The following is a 17,903-nucleotide window of genomic DNA, read 5'->3' as shown; positions in this document are numbered from 1 at the left end:
AATGAAATCTATCAGCTTTTTATAGCCTTTGTGTAATTACAAACTATTTATACAAGGCAATTAGCTTGTTCAATTCTTCATCAGAAATCAATTTCAAATTTCTAACAAATTCTGTAGCTTGTTCTAAGGTGCTACCATTATCCATTTGATTCTCAAGAATAACTTTGGCGGAATCTACTTTTCCTTGTTCAACACCGTCTTTTCTACCCTCTGCATATGCGATTTTCCCAGCAGCTTGTTCACGTTCTAGCATTCTTGTTTCGTAAAGCATAATCTTTTCCCTCATTTCTGGATCTTCGTTGATTTCCTTAATTCTTCTTTGCGCGTAATCAAAATATTTATTTAAATTCACAGGTTCATTATTCATCAGTTTAGCTAGAGCCTTTAAGTCTTCACTCTGCCCCTCAGCTGAAACTTGTGAATTAATAATAATAATCTTTGTCACGCCATCCTGCAATTGTTTTGATCTATCTTGATCAGAATAAGTATGGTACGACTCATAGAATCCTCTCTAAAAATATTTGAGGGGTTATCCCATATGTTTATTACGCATAAATCTATAAATTTTTTTATTATAAAAAACGACCCACGTGTGGTTTTACCACCGTGAGTCGTTTTCAACATCTATCTAAATAATCTATTTCTTCATGCTAGCAAGCATTTGATTGATATCCACAATTCCAGCTTTACCAGCATTAACAGCATCTGAATCATTGCCAATCATTTGACTATTGAGCCAATCAATCACCATTGCTAGGTTCATCCCTGCAACTAAATGAATATTTTGACCACCCATAATCAAACGACTAACTGTATTAGCAGGAGTACCTCCCATTAAATCAGCAAATACTGTTAAATCTTCTTCAGGAATGCCATTAATAGTATCTTGAAACTTCTTTTCAAAATCTTCAGGTCCTTCTTCAGGAAGCAAGCATACAGCATGAATATGCTCTTGGGGACCCATAATTAATTCTGCACTCTTTTTAACTTCTTCAGCCATCTTACCGTGACTGATCAATACTAATTCTTTTGCCATAATATTTTTCCTTTAATTGACTGCTAAATCTTAGCAAGAACACCAATACCGCCAAGAACAACTGATAGAACTAAAACAATTAAAATAGCCTTAGTTGAAGTCATCTTCTTCTTTCCAAGTAACCAGTAAACAAAGCCGACGATCAAGGCAGGTAATAACTTAGGAATGATCATATCTAAGTTGTTTTGGATATCCATCGTAACTTTACCGATTTGTGGTACCCAAGCAAACTTAACATTAACCATCGTAGCAACTAAAGCACCTACCATGAACACACCAAGTACTGTAGCAGCATCAGTTAAAGCATTCAAGCGGTCTCTCATTTCAGTAACAAGAGTTACACCCTTATCATAAGCAAAACGTAGTTGCTTCCATCTGAAGAAACAGATCGCAATTTGAGCGGCAATCCAAATAAATACACCTACTGGGTTTCCTTGTGAAGCCATAGAAGCAGCCAAGGCACCGAAGATGGTTGGAATCAAAGCAGCAAAGATTGAGTCACCAATTGCGGCAAATGGTCCCATTAAACCAACCTTCAAACCAGTAACAGTATCCTTACCTTCAACACCTTCATTTTCCTCAATGGCTAAATCAATACCAGTGATAATTGTGTTAAAGAAGTTAGAAGTGTTAAAGAACTGTACGTGTGTCTTCATCATTTCTTGTAATTCTGGAGTATTATCACCATAAATCTTACGAAGTTGTGGCAAGATCAAGAATAAATATCCAGTGTTTTGCATTCTTTCATAGTTCCAACCTAGTTGGAAACCAAATAAAGAACGTCTGTTAATTTGATTAAAGTCTTTGTCAGTTAATTTATATTTTGGTTTAGAGTTCATCATCGGTGATTTCCCCCTCTGAAGCTACATTAGTTGATTCTGTAGTAGCTGCGGCTTCTTTGGTTCCACCTTTACCGCTGCCACCTTTACCACTAATTTCATCCTTGTAGTGCAAGATTGCAAATGCTAATCCAATTAAAGCCATTGCAAGCATTGGCAAGCCGTTGAAAGTTGCAGTAAATGACTTGTTTGCTGCTTGAAGACCTGTACCTAAAGTTTGAATACTTGTGAATAATACTGAGAATAAAGTAGTAAATGTGAATCCCATAATTAGGTAAGCAATGTGTTTCTTAACTGGTAAGTAGCGAAGCAAAATAGCAAAACCAACTGCAGGAAGTACCGCACCAGCTACTGTTAAACCAGTACCTAACCACTTCAAGTTTCCGTTTAATGAGTTAGCAATAGTTTGAACTAAACCACGTCCAAATGCTAAAGCAATAAATACAGGGATTGCACGAGATAAAGCCCAAGGAATTGCACCATAGAGGAAGTTTCTTTCAATACCCTTGTAGTTGTTCTCTTCAATTAAGTGGTCAATTCTGTGTGCAAAGTAAGTGTTAGCAAATCTTGCTAAAACATCCAATTGAACCATAATTGCAGCTACTGGAACCGCAATTGAAGAAATAGCTACTTGTGGGCTCATTCCTTTAATACTTACAGAGAATGCTGTTGCTAAAACTGTACCGGTAGTTGCATCAATCTTAGAAGCACCACCGAAAGTACCAACACCTAGCACAGTAAGTTGCATGGCACCACCAATAATTAAACCAGTCTTTAAATCGCCCATAACTAAACCAGCAATTAAGCCGGCACCAACTGGTGTATTCAAAGATGAATAAATTTGCAATTCATCAAGAATTTCATAACCAGCATAGAGGGTAAGTAGTAATATTTGCCACCAAGCCATCGTTAGACCTCCTATTTAATCTTTTCATTCATTAATTTCATAAAGTCATGAGAATCATCACTTGGAGTTAACTGAGCTGTGATTTTCACGCCCTTATCTGCTATCTTTTTAAAATCTTCGACATCTTTTTCTTCAACATTAATCTGCTTAGTTACTTGCTTAGTAGTATCTGTTTGAGACATTGTACCTACATTTAAAGTATCAAGCTTAAGACCTAAGTTAAGTAAATCTAAGAAGGCTGCTGGCTTTTTAGCGACAATAAATATTCGCTGATTACCATAACGCTCATGAATCAAATGATCTGCTGCAACCTGTGCTGGCAAAACGCTAAGACGAGTCGTAAGAGGCGTAGCCATTCTCAAACCACTTTTTTGGATATCGCTTTTTGCTGCATCTTCATCAACAACCATAATGCGATCCGCCTGAAGCTTCGGGGTCCAAAGATTAGCTACTTGACCATGGACCAGCCGTCCATCAATTCTAGCTCCCACAATATTCATATAGATTCCTCCATATTCCGTAAAATATTTCTGTAAACGCTTTCTACAGTTTCAATCTTAGTATATTAACTTTTACTAGTCAACTGGTTGTGACCACTTTTTTAAGAATTTCTAAAGTCCCTACTAAAAGTATACTCTTTTAAGCCTTGTAACGTGACTCACCATTTAGATAAGTTTCACTGACAGTCATATCATGATTCAAAACAACAAAGTCAGCTGGGTGATCAGGTTTAATCACACCACACTTATCGAGTAAGTTACAACTCTTAGCTGGTACATAACTAGCCATCATAACTGCATCTTCAGGTGTTGCAACATTCCAGTCCACTACATTCTTAACTGCATCCTTTAAGAGCAAAATACTGCCGGCTAAGTTATTAGTATCTTTCAAACGAGCCATACCGTCCTTAACATAAACTGGCAATTCACCTAAAACATAATCACCATCAGGCATTAATCCAGCCTGCATACAATCAGTAATCAAGGCAATATGCTCTGGCCCACGTGCATTTACTAAGGCGCGAACAGCTGGCTCTTCAACGTGGTGACCGTCACAAATTAATTCATCCGTTGTTAAACGAGAAGAAAATGCGGCACCAATAATGTTAGGTGAGTGTTGTGACAATCCATTCATCCCATTGAAAGTATGTGTAAAGACGCTAGCTCCAGCTTCAACACAAGCAATAGCATCTTCAAAATCAGAATCTGAATGTCCCAAAGCAACTACTAAGCCCATCTTTACAGCTTCACGTACAAATTGACGGGCATTCTTTCTTTCAGGTGCCATTGAGATCTTAATCAACATGTTATCTGAAGCTTTACGCCACTTCTTTAAAAGCATAATCGAAGGATCAGTCATATACTTAGGATTTTCTGCCCCACCATGCTTAGGAGTAAAGAATGGACCTTCAAAGTGTAATCCTTGAATTTTAGCACCAGTTTCTTCACCCTTATGTGCCGCAAACTTTTCACAAGTTTCAGTTAATTCTTTATCGCTTGCAGTAATTGTAGTTGGTAGCCAACTAGTTACACCAGCTTGAAGCAAACCTTCAGAAATCTTATTAACGCCTTCCCAGTCGCTCTTCATCGTATCTTCATCAAGCAAGCCATGAATATGCGTGTCAACATAACCAGGTGCAATCCATTGATCGCCATATTCCTTAATTAGACCATGACTGGGCTTTTCATCTTCTCGATAATATAAACCAAAGTTTCCATCATCTTGAACTTCAAGATAACCACCATTTTCAGTTTTATTTTCTAAAAAGAACTTTCCGGCATGAATATAATATGACATAGTATTTAACTCCTTAAATTAACTTCTATTCTAAATTGAAAGTGTTTTCTAAATTTGAATTTTATTTGATGAATTTGTGAATTGTTACTCCCTTAACAACACGGTTAACTGTACCGGTTGGTGAAGGAATATCTGGAGTATTTCCAACCTTAACCGAAGTAAGCAAGGCAATTGTTTGACCAAACATAATATCCGGCAATGCTAAATATGCATCTGGTAACTCTTTTCCAGAAAAGGCGAAGAATTTACCATCAAAGTCTTGTCCCTTCTTAAGTTGTCCTACCCCCATTACCAATGGAACTATTTCATCAGCTTTAATCTCATCTAAAATATCTAAATCGTACTTTCTGGTGTAAGAATTATTTGAAACAAAGTCAAAAACAATCGTCTTCTTATCTAAAAATGACTTAGGACCATGTCTTAATCCCATTGAAGTATCAAATAAAGCCGCAACTTTTCCAGCTGTTAATTCCAAAATTTTAAGTCGAGCTTCTTCAGCTAAGCCGCCTAAAGCACCACTACCGATATAAGTAATTCTGTCAAAGTCAGTATCAACTAATTTTTGAATTTCAGCTTCACGATCAACTACGCTTTCGCCCATCTCAGCAATTTCATTAACAATTGTTTCTTTTTCTGCATCACTTCTGGTATCAAATACCAATAAAGTAGCTAAGCTCATACATGAAAATGAACCTGTCATCGCAAAACCTTGATCTAATGACTTAGCAGGCATTAAAAGAACAAGTCCATTTGGATCATCTTTTAAGTCTTGAGCCAAGTGTCCTTCTGGAGCACATGTAATAGCAATTTGGTATAAATTCGTAACTAATTGCTTAGCAAGTTCAACGGTTGCAACTGATTCAGGAGAATTACCACTCCGAGCAAAAGAAACTAGAATTGTTGGTGTTTCCGCTTCAAGATAATCTTCTGGTGTTGAAACAATCTTAGTAGTATCAATTGCTTCAAAATCATACTTAGTACGATCGGCATGCTTTCTCAAATATGGCATCACAGTGTTGCCAACATAAGCACTTGTTCCTGCACCTGTAAAAATGACTTTTACTTTATTAAATTTTTGATTGATTTTAGCTAAAAATTCATCAATTTCTTGTTTCTTTTCTTGATAAATCTTAAAAGTCTCTTTCCATAAAGAAGGTTGTTGCTGAATTTCTCTAGTAGTAATATCTGCGCCCATCTTTTTTAGTTCTGCATCACTTTTTGTAAACATTGGCCTATTCCTTTCGATAACTAAACTAAATGATTGTATTGCCGTGATCGATAAATGAATCTATCCCCTCTAGCTAGAGAAATGGTAAATTCAATCGGCACGTTTTTATCATTGATTGCCCGTCTAAAAATTTTTAAACTAGCATCCCCGGGCTTTACGCCTAAAATCTTACTGTCTCTTTCATCTAAATTAACCGCTTGTACATCTTCAAAGGCAAGAACACTTTGTTCATTGTATTTTTGCTTCATAACAGTGTACAAATGATTTTCATTTAAATCCGACATTTTTAGATCCGGAAAAATACTTTCTGGTAAATATGTTTCTCCATACATTAGTGGTACTCCATCAGCTAGACGTAACCTAACTAACTTGTACGCTTTTTCTTGAGCTTTCAAATTAAGCTGATTTGCGACAGCTGCGTCGGGAACAACAAGCTCTAATGTGCGGTTTTGTGTTGTTGGCTTGTGTCCTGCTTCTGACATCTGTTCACTAAATGAATACATACTTCCTAAGTTGGTCTGATCTAGATAAATTGTGGAAACAAATGTACCTTTTCCATGCAATCGATAAATAATGCCTCGCTCTTCTAAATTATTTAATGCTAATCGAATCGTATTTCGACTCACACCATATTCTTTTAAAAGTTGCCTTTCACTAGGCAGTCGATTATTTGGCTTCATTTCAGTCTTAATTTTCTTTTCAAGATCTAAAATTACTTGCTGATAAAGTGGCTTTTTCATCTTCTAACCCCATCCAATCTTCAACTGGTTAGTACCACCTTCTACAGAATATTCTAGAAAGCGCTTTATGTCAAATCTAAAAAAACACGAAATGCATTTTTTCGTTATAATATGAACTATACGTAAATGAAAAATTTAATTTAAAGAAGAAATGTAATATGTCTGAAATTACTAACAACCAACAACCACAACAATTAAGTCGTTTAGTGCAAGTAGCGAAAGGTACTCGCTACTACGATCTGCAATTTGCAGATGGAAAAAGAGCACGTCTATACATTATTGCTAAAGGAATCTTTCGCTTAATTATCGATCCGGCAGCAGAATTTAAACCTTTGTCGCCGTCTTTAACGATTACCGCAGGTAACTTTAGTTTGCGTCCTTTTGAAGAATCACAACTTTTAGTCACTGATGAAACTTTCACGATTAAAAGTGGTCAATTTTCACTTCGTTTACAAAAAAATCCTGCAATCTTTAGCATTTTTGATGATCAACTTCATCGCTATCGTATGATGCAAAGTAGTCCGATTGAACTAGGAGCAGATTATTCTAGTGAATTCTTACGTCAAAATAAAAATGAATTCTATTATGGCGGCGGAATGCAAAATGGAAGCTTTAGTCATAAAGGAAAAATAATTGAAATCAAAAATACAAATTTAACCGGTCCTGGTGCAGTTGCTTGTCCAGAAGGCTTTTTCTGGTCCAATGCTGGCTTTGCAGAATTGCGCAATACTTGGAAAAACGGAATTTATGACTTTAAAGGTGAAAATGGCAATACTGCTATTCTTACCCATCAAACTCCCATTTTTGATAATTTTTATCTTTTAGGAGATTCTCCAGCTGAAATCTTACGTCAGTACTACAAAATTACCGGCTCTCCCCTCTTCTTGCCTAAATATGCTCTTGGTCTAGGATACTTAGGTAACTATCTTGATACTTGCTGGAGTGTTGCGAAGCCTCAAGAAAATAATGCCATTAAATTTGAAGATGGTAATACTTATAAAATTGCCCATGCTGATAATGAAATTGTTGCTAAGTCTTCTCTTAATGGTGAAGAGCAGTATCAATTTTCTGCTCGTGCAATGATTGAACGTTACCGCTCACATCATTTTCCACTTAGCTGGTTTGTTCCTAACTACAAGAGTAAGCAAACTTTAAATGAAACCGAATTAGCTAACTTAGTTGATTTTGCCAAGGAGCAAAATATAAAACTTGGTTTCTACGGAGCTTTACCTGCAAATGCACCAGCTAATTTCTTAAAATTTAAGACAGAAGCTCCTAATTTAGCTAATGACAAAATTATGCAAGATTTTGCAATTGCTAGTGAGCCTTTAGTTGATAAAAACCAAACTAATCGTCCTTGGGCAATGGCAAGTAATGGCTGGAGCGCTGTTCAAACCTTAGCTACCACCGCAAATGAAGGTGTAGGAGGCGAGTGGGAACAAATTGCAACAGAGATTGCTAGTTTCTTAAGTATGTCTCTTTCTGGTCAACCAAATATCGGAAGTGCTATTGATGGAAAAGAAGGCGGCGGTAATGCTCAAGTAAACATCCGTGACCTACAGTGGAAAGTCTTCACGCCTCTGCTTTACTCAATTGATAATTACGGCAATATCCAAAAAACACCGTTTGCATTTAATGCAAAAATGACGCGAATTACTCGCGCTTACCTAAAACTTAGGGAAGAAATTACGCCTTATCTCTATACTCTTACCCGAGCTGCTCAAGATGGCATGCCGATTGTTAGACCTCTGTTTTTGTCCTTCCCGCACGAAAAAGTTAACTACACAAATCAGGTAAAACATGAGTTTATGCTAGGAAACAACTTATTAATAGCCCCAATTACTAATGGTCGAGAAGATCCAAGTGGAGCTTCATTAAAAGACAATCTTTACCTGCCTGATCATCGAACTATGTGGATCGATCTCTTTACTGGTAAAAAATTAATCGGTGGCAGAATTTACGATAAGTTACACTATCCATTGTGGCATCTTCCTGTTTACGTTCGCGGAGGGGCAATCTTACAGGAATCACTTAGAAGTGCCCTTGTTTACCCACAAAATAAGAGTTCTGCCATCTTATATGAAGATGATAATCAAACTAATGATTATGAAAAGGGAAATGCAGCTACAACACAAATTACCAGTTCGGTTAATGGATCTAAACTTCATATTACGGTTTATCCAACCGAGGGAAGCTATGAAGGACTTGAAGAAAAACAAGCTACTATCTTAACAATCATGGCCGATCGCTATCCTGGTAAAGTTTCACTTAAATTAAATGATCAAATTATTCCACTACCTGAATATAATGATTTAGATAGTTTTAACAAATCAGAAGAAGGTATTTTCTACCAGCAAGATTACGTGCCATGCAAAGAATTTGGTCAATTTACAGGTCAACTGCAGCCTGCTCTTAAGGTAAAAATGCCAGTTGTTGACATCCATGACAATAAATTTGAACTTACGATTGAAAACTTTAGTTATGGTAGTGAAGTCGAACAACATGCTATTATCGATTCAGCTATGGCTTCACCAAGAAGTGCCGCAATTTTGACGGACCGTTTAACTTCAAAGAGCATCACCATTACTTGGACTAATCCAACTAACTTCGTCGGTAAAAATATAATGGCTGATATCGAAGTTAATGGAATTGTTCATACTAATATTGATGGAGATACCTTCACTTTCCACGAGCTTGAACCTAACACACGCTATCGGTTTAGAATTAGAAATAAATTCGGTAACAAGGTATCAGATTGGTCTGAATACTTTGGAACTCATACCAAGCGCGATCAAATGGATTATGCAATTTCTAATGTAAAAGTTACTAGCACAGCAGAAAGTGAAAAAGATTCTCCAGTCGAAAACTTAACTGATCTTAAGCTAGCTAGTGAATGGCTCTCAAAAGACCAAATTAGTAAAGATAGTCCACTAGACTTGACTTTTAATTTCAATCACATTTATAAGCTGAGCCGGATGGTTTACGTACCTCGTTCACGAGACCGGATAGGTCATATTTTGCGAGTTCAAGTTGCCATTTCAAAAGACGGTGAAAACTTCAGCGATTTCAGTAAAGAAATTAATTGGCCAAATGATGCTAAAAACAAAGTAATCGGTTTAAGAGACGTAGTAGCAAAAGCAATTAAACTTAGAATTTTAGCTACCTCTGATAATCTAGCTTCTGGGAAAGAAGTTTTATTCTTTATGGCTAAAGAATAAAAATATCTAATATTAAACAAAAAGTCCGAAAAGCAAAATGATTAACTTCATTTTCTTTTCGGACTTTTTTATATAAAATCAGGTCTTGTTTCACGTGAAACTAAATATAAATTTTTCTATCTTTTAACCATTTAAGGCTTAGTTTAAACCAATGTGCAAGATGCGAATCGGGCTCACGTCCAGCCACAGCCACTTCAGGAGTAGCAAGTGAAAAGCCATGGCCGCCTTTATTAAACAAATGTGCTTCAAAATGAACTTTTTTCTTTCTTAAAGCTGTAATATATTCGATTGTATTATCAATCAAGACAACTGGATCATCAACAGCTTGAAAAATAAAAGTCGGGGGCGTATCAGGCGTCACTCCTAAAGCTGTATCTAATAACTCTTTAGCAGTAGGCATTTTTTGATTAGCATCAGCTGGCAACGGAAAACCAATATCTTTAATATTAATTAAAGGATAGCCCAAGATTGTGGCATTAGGCGCTACTTGATCATGGTTAAAATCATATTTTGCCTGCCATTTTTCACTTTCTGCCATCACGTTCATTGAACTAACAACATGACCGCCAGCAGAAAATCCAATTGTAGTAATTCGCTCTTGATCAATTCCTAACTTTTCACTATTTTCTCTAAAATAAGAAACAGCTTTTAATCCTGATAAGGCTGCATCAGGATATATTTTACCTGGATCGGTAGTTAGATTATATGAAACAACGGCAGCATTAAAACCATGAGCTGCATATGCCAATGCTACTGGTTCTCCTTCTCTTAAAGATAAATGGTCAAAGCTTCCTCCAGGGAAAACGAGTATCAATGGTCTCTTTTTTTGCAAAAGCTGCGGATTATCTTGTAATCCATAATACGTGATTTTAAATTCGCGATTATTAAAATTTTTTTGTGTTAAATACTCTACTTTCATCTTGCTAAGCCTCTATGCTATTTATTTCTTAAGTTCATTATGCGTCAACGTATGTGCTAAAAATATTGTTGTCAATGGGACTGTTAAAAGTACGCCGATAAATGAATACACAATAATTAAGAATTCATCTACAAAAAGTTTATCATTTAAAATCTCAAATAATGAATAATTTAACCTCATATACCAAATAAATATTGGCAAAAAGCTACCAAATAAACCAAATAAAATTGTGTTCATGGCTGTTCCTAACACATCAGAACCAACTTCATTTCCGCTCTTGATCAATTGCTTCTGCGTAATATTCGGATCGTGCCTTTTTAATTCAAGTAAGCCTGCACTCATCGCTACACTTGCTTCTGCAATTGCCCCTAGCATTGAAAAAATTGCAACTAAAATAGCTATTTGAGCGAAACTAATTCCTACATTCAACGATAAACCAATTAATTCTTCTCCTGCTTGGTCTCCAAAGCCCTGAGTTTGAGCTAAGCTTTCAAGCAGGATAATTATCAGCATTACGATCAAGCTCACGCATAAAGCGGTTAAAAACGCGTTCTTAGCTACAGTATAATCGTGTGTCCCTAAATAAATAATTGTTAATAATTTTAAAGGAATAAAAATTATTCCTACCAAGATTATATTTACTCCCCAAGAAATTAACAAAGCAACAAGAATTATCAAACAGGCATTAATAACCACACTAAGATAACTTTTAAGGCCCGTTTTTCCACCAACAATAATCATTAAAATTAAGAGAATTATCAATAGAGCCGTTAAAGTTGTCATTTCGCTGCCTCCTCTATTTTTTTATTTTTTAAAAAGACAGAACTAGCAAGAGTGGCAAAAATCACAGTTAAAACTATGCCTATTGCTGAACTTAAGCTCTGAATTACACCTAAAGAAAGAGTATATTTAAAAGTATAAACTAAAGTATTATTATCTCTTAGATACAAAATTGTCATTGGCAGTGCTTCGGCCATAAAAATCAGTACTAATACATTTATTAATGGTCCCATAATTTCTTGTCCTAATGTACGGCCACTAAGAAATAACTCCTTAAAGGTTAAGTCAACCTTATGTTTAGCTAACGCATAAAGACTCGAAACAATATCAGTTGCTTCATCCATTACTGCCCCAAGAACTCCTAAAATGGTCTGAGATAAAAATAGCGCTCGTGGATCTTGCGTTGCATAATCAACTGCTTCATAGTCAATCCCGCGTTCATGTGTCAATCTCATAACTAAATAAAAAATTCCAAATGACACAAAAACACCTAGAAGCGTAGCAACTAGTGTAACAAGCATCTTTTGATTAAATCCTTGTACAATTATCAGGGAAATAAAAGTAAACAAAATAGCTGCAATACCATAAACTAAGAAAATTTTGGTTCCATTTTCTTTAATATCATTCTTAATCACAAAATAAAAAATAATACTATTCAAAATCATTGAAATTAACAATAAACTAGCTTGTTTTCCGGTGATTAAAATGATCAGACTAATAGTTAAAAACATGCTCAAGACAACTACCCAATCACGTTTAGGTTCAACTAATTTTGGCTTTTCTTTAATAAAAGATACAATCACACGTTGATGAGGACGATATTTTTGTGAAACAGCCTGTGAAGGAGAGTAGGTATTGGTAACAACGAATCTCTTACCTCGGTATTTTCCTGAGATGATTTTTAAATGCAATATTTGTTGCCTAACTTCATCTTTATTTTCATAATTGTCTTTGGTTTTATTAATTAGCGTGTCTTGAATGTGATTATCGGTAATTACAGCAATTGGCTTGCTAGCAAAAGTTGTAGAAAAATACGTAATCACCGTAAAAACTATGCCAACAATTAAAGTCGTTAAACTAAGCCAAACTTTTTGATTCTTTTTCACATCTTCACCTTCCCTAATAACCTAAATGGTGAGTATGCTAATATAGTAGCATTAAAAGTTTTTACTAATTATTAAAAAATAGTAATTTATCTGAGGTAAATCTAAAATATGGAACTTATGATTTCAACTTTTACTCTAGCAATTGCAGCTGCTATCAGTATTATTATTGCTCAAGCAATTGATAAAGTATCAGTTAACTATATAAGTATGATCATCGGAATTATTATTGGTCTTATTCCCTTTTTAAACCAACAAATAGCTAGTTTTGATTCAGAAATTTTTATGGAGTTGATCGTTGCGCCACTTTTATTTTTTGAAGGGCAAAAGACTAGGATTCATAACGTTGGTAGACGTATTAAAGAGATAATTGGGCTAACTATTATCATGGTTTTACTAGCTTTAATTGTAAGCGGCTTTAGCATTCATCTGCTTGCTGACGTTAGCTTACCGCTTGCATTTATTATTGGCAGTATTAGTACGCCAACAGACGCCACAGCAAGTGAAGCAGTAACTAATGGCCTAAGAATGCCTCGCCGTGTAACGTCAGCATTAAAGGCTGAATCACTTTTTAATGATGCATCTGGAATTATCTTGCTCAACATGAGCCTTCTTTGGTTTGCAAATGGATATATTAATTATGGACAGACAATTCAGGACTTTTGTATTTCTTCGATTGGCGGTGCAATTCTAGGTTTCGCTGTAGCATGGGTAATAATTATTTTTCGTCAGACTCTTGTCAGATCCAGATTTAATTCCTTAAATGCTCAAAATCTTATTTATATTCTTACCCCATTAGCCTTGTATGCTCTAGCAGAACATCTCCATGTCTCTGGAATTATCGCGGTGGTGGTTGCTGGTCTCTTACATAATGCAGAATCTCAACAAAGCTTATTGCTTAATTCAAGACAGGTTCATATGAGCCAAGACTTACAAAATCTTATTTCTGATATCTTTAATAGTATGGTTTTCATTATTTTAGGATTGATGATGGTAAGAATTTCACGTAATAAGCTCTTTAATGGAGATCTAGCTAAATGGATTATTGTTGGCATTATAGTCTACCTTGCCAACTTGCTAGTTCGTTACCTATATGGTCGCTTAATTATTCGTTATGATCGAAGAGAAAGCATAGTCTTTTCACTTGGAGGGATTCATGGTGCAGTTACTTTAGCATTAGCATTAACGATAAGCGTTGACTTCCTAGGAAGTCAAAGTTATAACCTAGTCATCATGTCTGAGGCTGTTTTAATTATTTTAAGTATGCTTGTTCCAACAATTGTCTTTCAATTTATTCTTCCGCATAATGTCAGTGACGAAGAGGCCCACATCGTAATGGATAAAATACGAAGTGAAATGGTTAAACGCGCCTTAATTGCTGTTCATAAAATGTATTTACCGCAAAGAGTAAAACGCCATGTTATCTATACCCTACTTAATCAAAAACGAGTTGTTAAAACGCGTGAGTATATGCGAGTTCTGCTAAAGACGATTGACCAGCCTAACCTAAGCAAATCAGAACAGTATCTACAGCGTCTTGCTTTTTTTAGGGCTTTTGCGATTGAACGCGAATATCTAGAAATGATTGGACAAAAGGAAGGCAAATATCGAACCTATATTTTAAATCTATATAACGACGTTTTGTTAGCAGAGTCATTAATTATTGAACCTGAAGACGAATAAAAATAGGATGCCTACAAACAGGCATCCTATTTTTTAATTAAAAAAGCGATCCCACCAATGGTGTTTTTTCTTGGGATGAATTTGCATCTGAGCTAAAGTACGATGAATATTCTCTTCTACTTTTTGCTTACGACGCTTTTCTTCGTTCTCTCTAGCTTTTCTTAAGATTTCTTCATGAGCCTCTTGCTCACTCTTTTGTTCTTAAGTAATCTTATCGGCAGCTTCCTGATCTTTATTAGCTTGAACTTCTTTTTGTGAATCTTTTGATTCTGGCTCAGCTAATTGGTGTGAGCTATCAATTAACTTCTTATTTTGAGCTTCAACGCGCGCTACTTGCTTTTGCAAATCCTGAATTGCTTGATTTTGACTTGCAATCGTATTTTGGAGCATAGTCAAAAGCTTAACTACTTGATCAGCGTCTACAGTAGCAGTCTTAGTTGCAACTTCTTTTTGCATTTTTGCAGCCTTTTTGGCTTCTTCAGCTTTTTTATCACTCACTGCAAAAACTTGTCTTGCTGCTTCCTGTAAAGTCAGATCAGCTTTTTTAGACAGAGCTTTAAAAGCTTTTAGGTCTTCAATATCTTTAGCTGAATATAAGCGAGACTTCTGCTTAGTCCTCTCATAGTAGTCTTTATTTCCAGTAACTTTTTCAACAATTAAGGAATACTTTCTTAATGTTGCTACGCTAATATGAAGTTCTTCCGCCGTTTTTGCTGGGGCCTCAAGTTCTTCAAAATTATGGTCGCTTGCCATCCTAAATTCTCCCTTTACTTAAACTAAGTTTAATCATGTTTATGTAACAAAGTTTTCTTGTGATCGTAGCGTTCCATTGCGTAGTCAATTAATTTAGTAATCAAATCAGTATATGGAATTCCAACCTCTTCAAATAGTTTAGGATACATACTAATATTAGTGAATCCTGGAAGAGCATTTACTTCTGTTAAAACAACTTCCTTGTCTTCCGTACGAAGCATTGAGTCAATACGTGCTAAGCCACTACATTCAGTTGCTTGAAATACCTTTAAAGCATTTTTTCTAACCTTTTCAACAATCCCTTCAGGCAATTTAGCCGGAATCTCTAAAGTTGAAGTTGAATCATCATCATACTTATTTTCATAAGTATAGAATGAATCCTTGGCGTTAATAATTTGACCAACACCAGCAACGATTGGCTTATCATTACCTAAAACAGCAGTTTCTACTTCAGTACCGTGAACAGTTTCTTCAACTAAAACCTTATCATCATATTTAAAAGCTTCAGCTAAAGCGACCTTGTATTCTTTTTCGTTAGTAACGTGACTTACACCAACTGAAGATCCTTGATTTGATGGCTTAACGAATAAATCTGAGCCTAATTGACTAGCTACGTATTCATAGTCTAACTTTTCATTATCTGGATCGTTATATTCAAAACGCTTAACTGCAATCCACTTTGCGACAGGAACACCAGCACGTTGAGCTAAAATTTTGGTCATTTCCTTGTCCATCGTTACAGCTGCAGCTAAGACATCATCCCCAACAAATGGCTTATCTAGAACTCTAAATAAACCTTGTAAACAACCATCCTCACCCAAGTTTCCGTGTACAATTGGGAAAAATACGTCAATTTCGGGACGATCTTTTAATTCAACAATATTAGAAATATTTGCTACTTTATGAGGGTTAGCTACTTCCATTTTAGGATTGTCTAAGACTCTGCGAGAATCGGCATCGTCAGCCAAATACCCATCATTCGTAATCCACATTGGATAAACATCAAATTTATTAGTATCAATTTCCTCATAAATGTTGTGGGCAGACATGATAGAAACTTCATATTCTGAAGAATTTCCACCGAAGATCAAACCTACCTTAATTTTGTCAGTCATATTTTTATCTCCTTTTTGTCCTCGAAACCTTATTATAAACAATCGTGACGCTATAATGCATTATTTTTGAAAAAAAGTCCCAAAAGAATGAAAATTTTTTATAATTAAGTTATATATATTACTATTACTCTAATAATAAATCCCGCAAAGGAGATAAGATGAATTTTACAAAAAAAGCCACCGCTTTTTTAGTTGCTATTACACTCAGTGCTACAACTAGCACCGTTACGATTAGCGAAGCGCTGGCCGCAACATTTACCAAAGATGAAATCCAAGAAGTTCATCGAATTCAAAATCAATATTCAAGATTACCCAAACAAACTTTTAATTCTGGTAATCTTTATGCAAGTAGCCCTCACTTAACAGCACCATTTTCACCTGGTTCTGTTACTAATTCTTATATTAATTCTCAATTAGACTATATTAATTTTTATCGTGGTTTGTTTGATCTGCCAAGTATTTCTACAAATAAGACAGATAATGACAACGCGCAAATTACCGCAAGTGTTATGGCTGCAATTAAGGCTAACCCATTTACTAATCAACACGGGTTACCTAGTGAAACACGACCGAACTATATTAGCGATACTTACTGGACAATTGCCAAAAATGTTTCTGCTAGCTCTAATTTGAATTTTAATGTAAGCAATCAATCTGCTGGTGATGTAATCACAGATTTATTAACTGATACCTATAATCTTGATGGATCGGATACTGGACATCGTGCGTGGCTTTTATCAAGTAGACTTACTACCACTGGTATTGGTGCAGCATACGGTGAAAATAGCTACCGCTATTCAGTCCAGCAAGTTGCATATTCAAGCGATGGCTATAAGGCTGCTGCTAAAAGTGCCGTTGCCTATCCTAATAGTGGCGTTTTCCCAATAGAATTACTTCAAGGAAATAACATTGCTTGGTCTCTTTATTTATCTGATAAAACTACCTCCGGTATTCCTAAAATCACCGTCACCGATTTAGATACAGGCGAAGTTAGCCAAGCCACAAATGTTAATAATTTCAGTAATAAGGCATATGGCTACTTCAAAACAATTATCACTTACTTCCCAGGAGATATTAAGTTAGTTTCAGGGCATGAATATAACGTAAATATTGATAATGTCTACCAATATAGTTTTAAATTATTTAATCAAGTTGCTGCTAATCAGCCTAAACTAAAAACTTCAAACGATAACACTAAGACTAAGAACGGAGAAAAGAGCTCTGAAAAAATATCCTCCTCGCAAAATATTAAAGATAGTAGCGACAAGACAACTCGCAAAATTTTAAACCAAGTAGCTGATCCTGATTCATCTACAACAATTAAATCAGCTCTTTTACTTCAAGCAGAAAAACTACGTGATTCTTTGAATAAAAAGCGCCAGATGAATACAGTGATTTTTGGCCGTTCTTATCAAGATGGTTATTCTTACTACAACTTAGGCAATGATCAGTGGTTTCATAATTTTTATGTTTACAACAATCCAGATTTTACTGCTGGTGTAGTCAATATCAATAACCAGTCATTTGATACAAATATTTATACTAGTCCTTATCCAAATCTACGAAAACGCACTGCCAATCATGTTACTTCTGGAAAAAGTTACGCTTATGGTCAATCAATTACTACCGATCATATAACTTGGTATTATCTCGGCAAAAACCAGTGGATTAGGCAGAATAATTAATAAACTAACATCTTGAAAAAGGCTTTAAAGTAACGAATTTATAATTTTAGAATATTCTTTCAGCGCAAGCCAAACATATTATATTATTTAAGAATAATTA

The 17,903-nt window shown here is 35.5% G+C and carries 15 protein-coding genes and 1 pseudogene; 3 read left to right on the top strand and 13 right to left on the bottom strand.

Annotated features, from left to right (window positions below):
• Positions 1–43: 43 nt before the first annotated feature.
• From LpgJCM5343_RS00605 to LpgJCM5343_RS00570, 8 genes are all read right to left on the bottom strand, one after another.
• A complete protein-coding gene (locus tag LpgJCM5343_RS00605; protein ID WP_101890907.1) occupies positions 44–457 on the bottom strand; it encodes a hypothetical protein in 414 nt (137 codons plus the stop codon).
• Positions 458–637: 180 nt separating this feature from the next.
• Positions 638–1,036: a PTS sugar transporter subunit IIA gene (locus tag LpgJCM5343_RS00600; RefSeq protein WP_003647965.1), complete on the bottom strand. Its 399-nt coding sequence runs from the start codon at positions 1,034–1,036 to the stop codon at positions 638–640.
• Between the two features lie 23 nt (positions 1,037–1,059).
• Complete coding sequence (locus LpgJCM5343_RS00595) at positions 1,060–1,878, bottom strand: PTS system mannose/fructose/sorbose family transporter subunit IID (protein WP_020806633.1); 819 nt, start codon at positions 1,876–1,878, stop codon at positions 1,060–1,062.
• Complete coding sequence (locus tag LpgJCM5343_RS00590) at positions 1,865–2,782, bottom strand: PTS mannose/fructose/sorbose/N-acetylgalactosamine transporter subunit IIC (protein ID WP_020806634.1); 918 nt, start codon at positions 2,780–2,782, stop codon at positions 1,865–1,867. The genes LpgJCM5343_RS00595 and LpgJCM5343_RS00590 overlap by 14 nt, the downstream gene beginning before the upstream one ends.
• An 11-nt stretch (positions 2,783–2,793) precedes the next feature.
• Positions 2,794–3,282 carry a PTS sugar transporter subunit IIB gene (locus LpgJCM5343_RS00585; RefSeq protein WP_020806635.1) on the bottom strand — a complete coding sequence of 163 codons (489 nt, stop codon included), beginning with the start codon at positions 3,280–3,282 and terminating at the stop codon, positions 2,794–2,796.
• Between the two features lie 139 nt (positions 3,283–3,421).
• Entirely contained in the window at positions 3,422–4,579 is a 1,158-nt protein-coding gene (nagA, locus tag LpgJCM5343_RS00580; protein WP_020806636.1) for an N-acetylglucosamine-6-phosphate deacetylase, read from the bottom strand.
• 61 nt (positions 4,580–4,640) lie between these two features.
• Positions 4,641–5,807, bottom strand: a complete 1,167-nt coding sequence (locus LpgJCM5343_RS00575; protein ID WP_101890905.1) for an SIS domain-containing protein — start codon at positions 5,805–5,807, stop codon at positions 4,641–4,643.
• A 20-nt stretch (positions 5,808–5,827) separates the two neighbouring features.
• Positions 5,828–6,547 (bottom strand): GntR family transcriptional regulator, encoded by a 720-nt coding sequence (locus LpgJCM5343_RS00570; protein WP_003649624.1) that lies wholly within the window; start codon positions 6,545–6,547, stop codon positions 5,828–5,830.
• 158 nt (positions 6,548–6,705) lie between these two features.
• On the opposite strand from LpgJCM5343_RS00570, the gene LpgJCM5343_RS00565 reads away from it, so the two are divergent.
• Complete coding sequence (locus LpgJCM5343_RS00565; protein WP_101890904.1) at positions 6,706–9,765, top strand: DUF5110 domain-containing protein; 3,060 nt, start codon at positions 6,706–6,708, stop codon at positions 9,763–9,765.
• 100 nt (positions 9,766–9,865) lie between these two features.
• Here LpgJCM5343_RS00565 and LpgJCM5343_RS00560 read toward each other — a convergent pair whose 3' ends face one another.
• Genes LpgJCM5343_RS00560 through LpgJCM5343_RS00550 form a run of 3 tightly spaced genes read right to left on the bottom strand, consistent with a single transcriptional unit; the run spans position 9,866 to position 12,570 of the window.
• Complete coding sequence (locus tag LpgJCM5343_RS00560; protein ID WP_003649626.1) at positions 9,866–10,684, bottom strand: alpha/beta hydrolase; 819 nt, start codon at positions 10,682–10,684, stop codon at positions 9,866–9,868.
• Between the two features lie 21 nt (positions 10,685–10,705).
• Positions 10,706–11,467, bottom strand: a complete 762-nt coding sequence (locus LpgJCM5343_RS00555) for a YibE/F family protein (protein WP_039155472.1) — start codon at positions 11,465–11,467, stop codon at positions 10,706–10,708.
• Positions 11,464–12,570: a YibE/F family protein gene (locus LpgJCM5343_RS00550; protein ID WP_003649628.1), complete on the bottom strand. Its 1,107-nt coding sequence runs from the start codon at positions 12,568–12,570 to the stop codon at positions 11,464–11,466. Before LpgJCM5343_RS00550 ends, LpgJCM5343_RS00555 begins: the two co-directional genes overlap by 4 nt.
• A gap of 108 nt (positions 12,571–12,678) precedes the next feature.
• Between LpgJCM5343_RS00550 and LpgJCM5343_RS00545 the strand changes: the two genes are divergently transcribed.
• A complete protein-coding gene (locus LpgJCM5343_RS00545; protein WP_101890903.1) occupies positions 12,679–14,250 on the top strand; it encodes a cation:proton antiporter in 1,572 nt (523 codons plus the stop codon).
• Between the two features lie 33 nt (positions 14,251–14,283).
• On the opposite strand, the pseudogene LpgJCM5343_RS00540 reads toward LpgJCM5343_RS00545, so the two are convergent.
• Positions 14,284–15,003: pseudogene (locus LpgJCM5343_RS00540) on the bottom strand (transcriptional regulator).
• A 29-nt stretch (positions 15,004–15,032) separates the two neighbouring features.
• Positions 15,033–16,118, bottom strand: a complete 1,086-nt coding sequence (locus tag LpgJCM5343_RS00535) for a D-alanine--D-alanine ligase family protein (RefSeq protein WP_039155470.1) — start codon at positions 16,116–16,118, stop codon at positions 15,033–15,035.
• A gap of 158 nt (positions 16,119–16,276) precedes the next feature.
• On the opposite strand from LpgJCM5343_RS00535, the gene LpgJCM5343_RS00530 reads away from it, so the two are divergent.
• Positions 16,277–17,803, top strand: a complete 1,527-nt coding sequence (locus LpgJCM5343_RS00530) for a CAP domain-containing protein (RefSeq protein WP_039155468.1) — start codon at positions 16,277–16,279, stop codon at positions 17,801–17,803.
• Positions 17,804–17,903 lie beyond the last annotated feature (100 nt).

The organism is Lactobacillus paragasseri (genome assembly GCF_003584685.1).
In the GTDB taxonomy this organism is placed as follows: domain Bacteria; phylum Bacillota; class Bacilli; order Lactobacillales; family Lactobacillaceae; genus Lactobacillus; species Lactobacillus paragasseri.
This window is presented reverse-complemented; position numbering and strand designations above follow the sequence as displayed.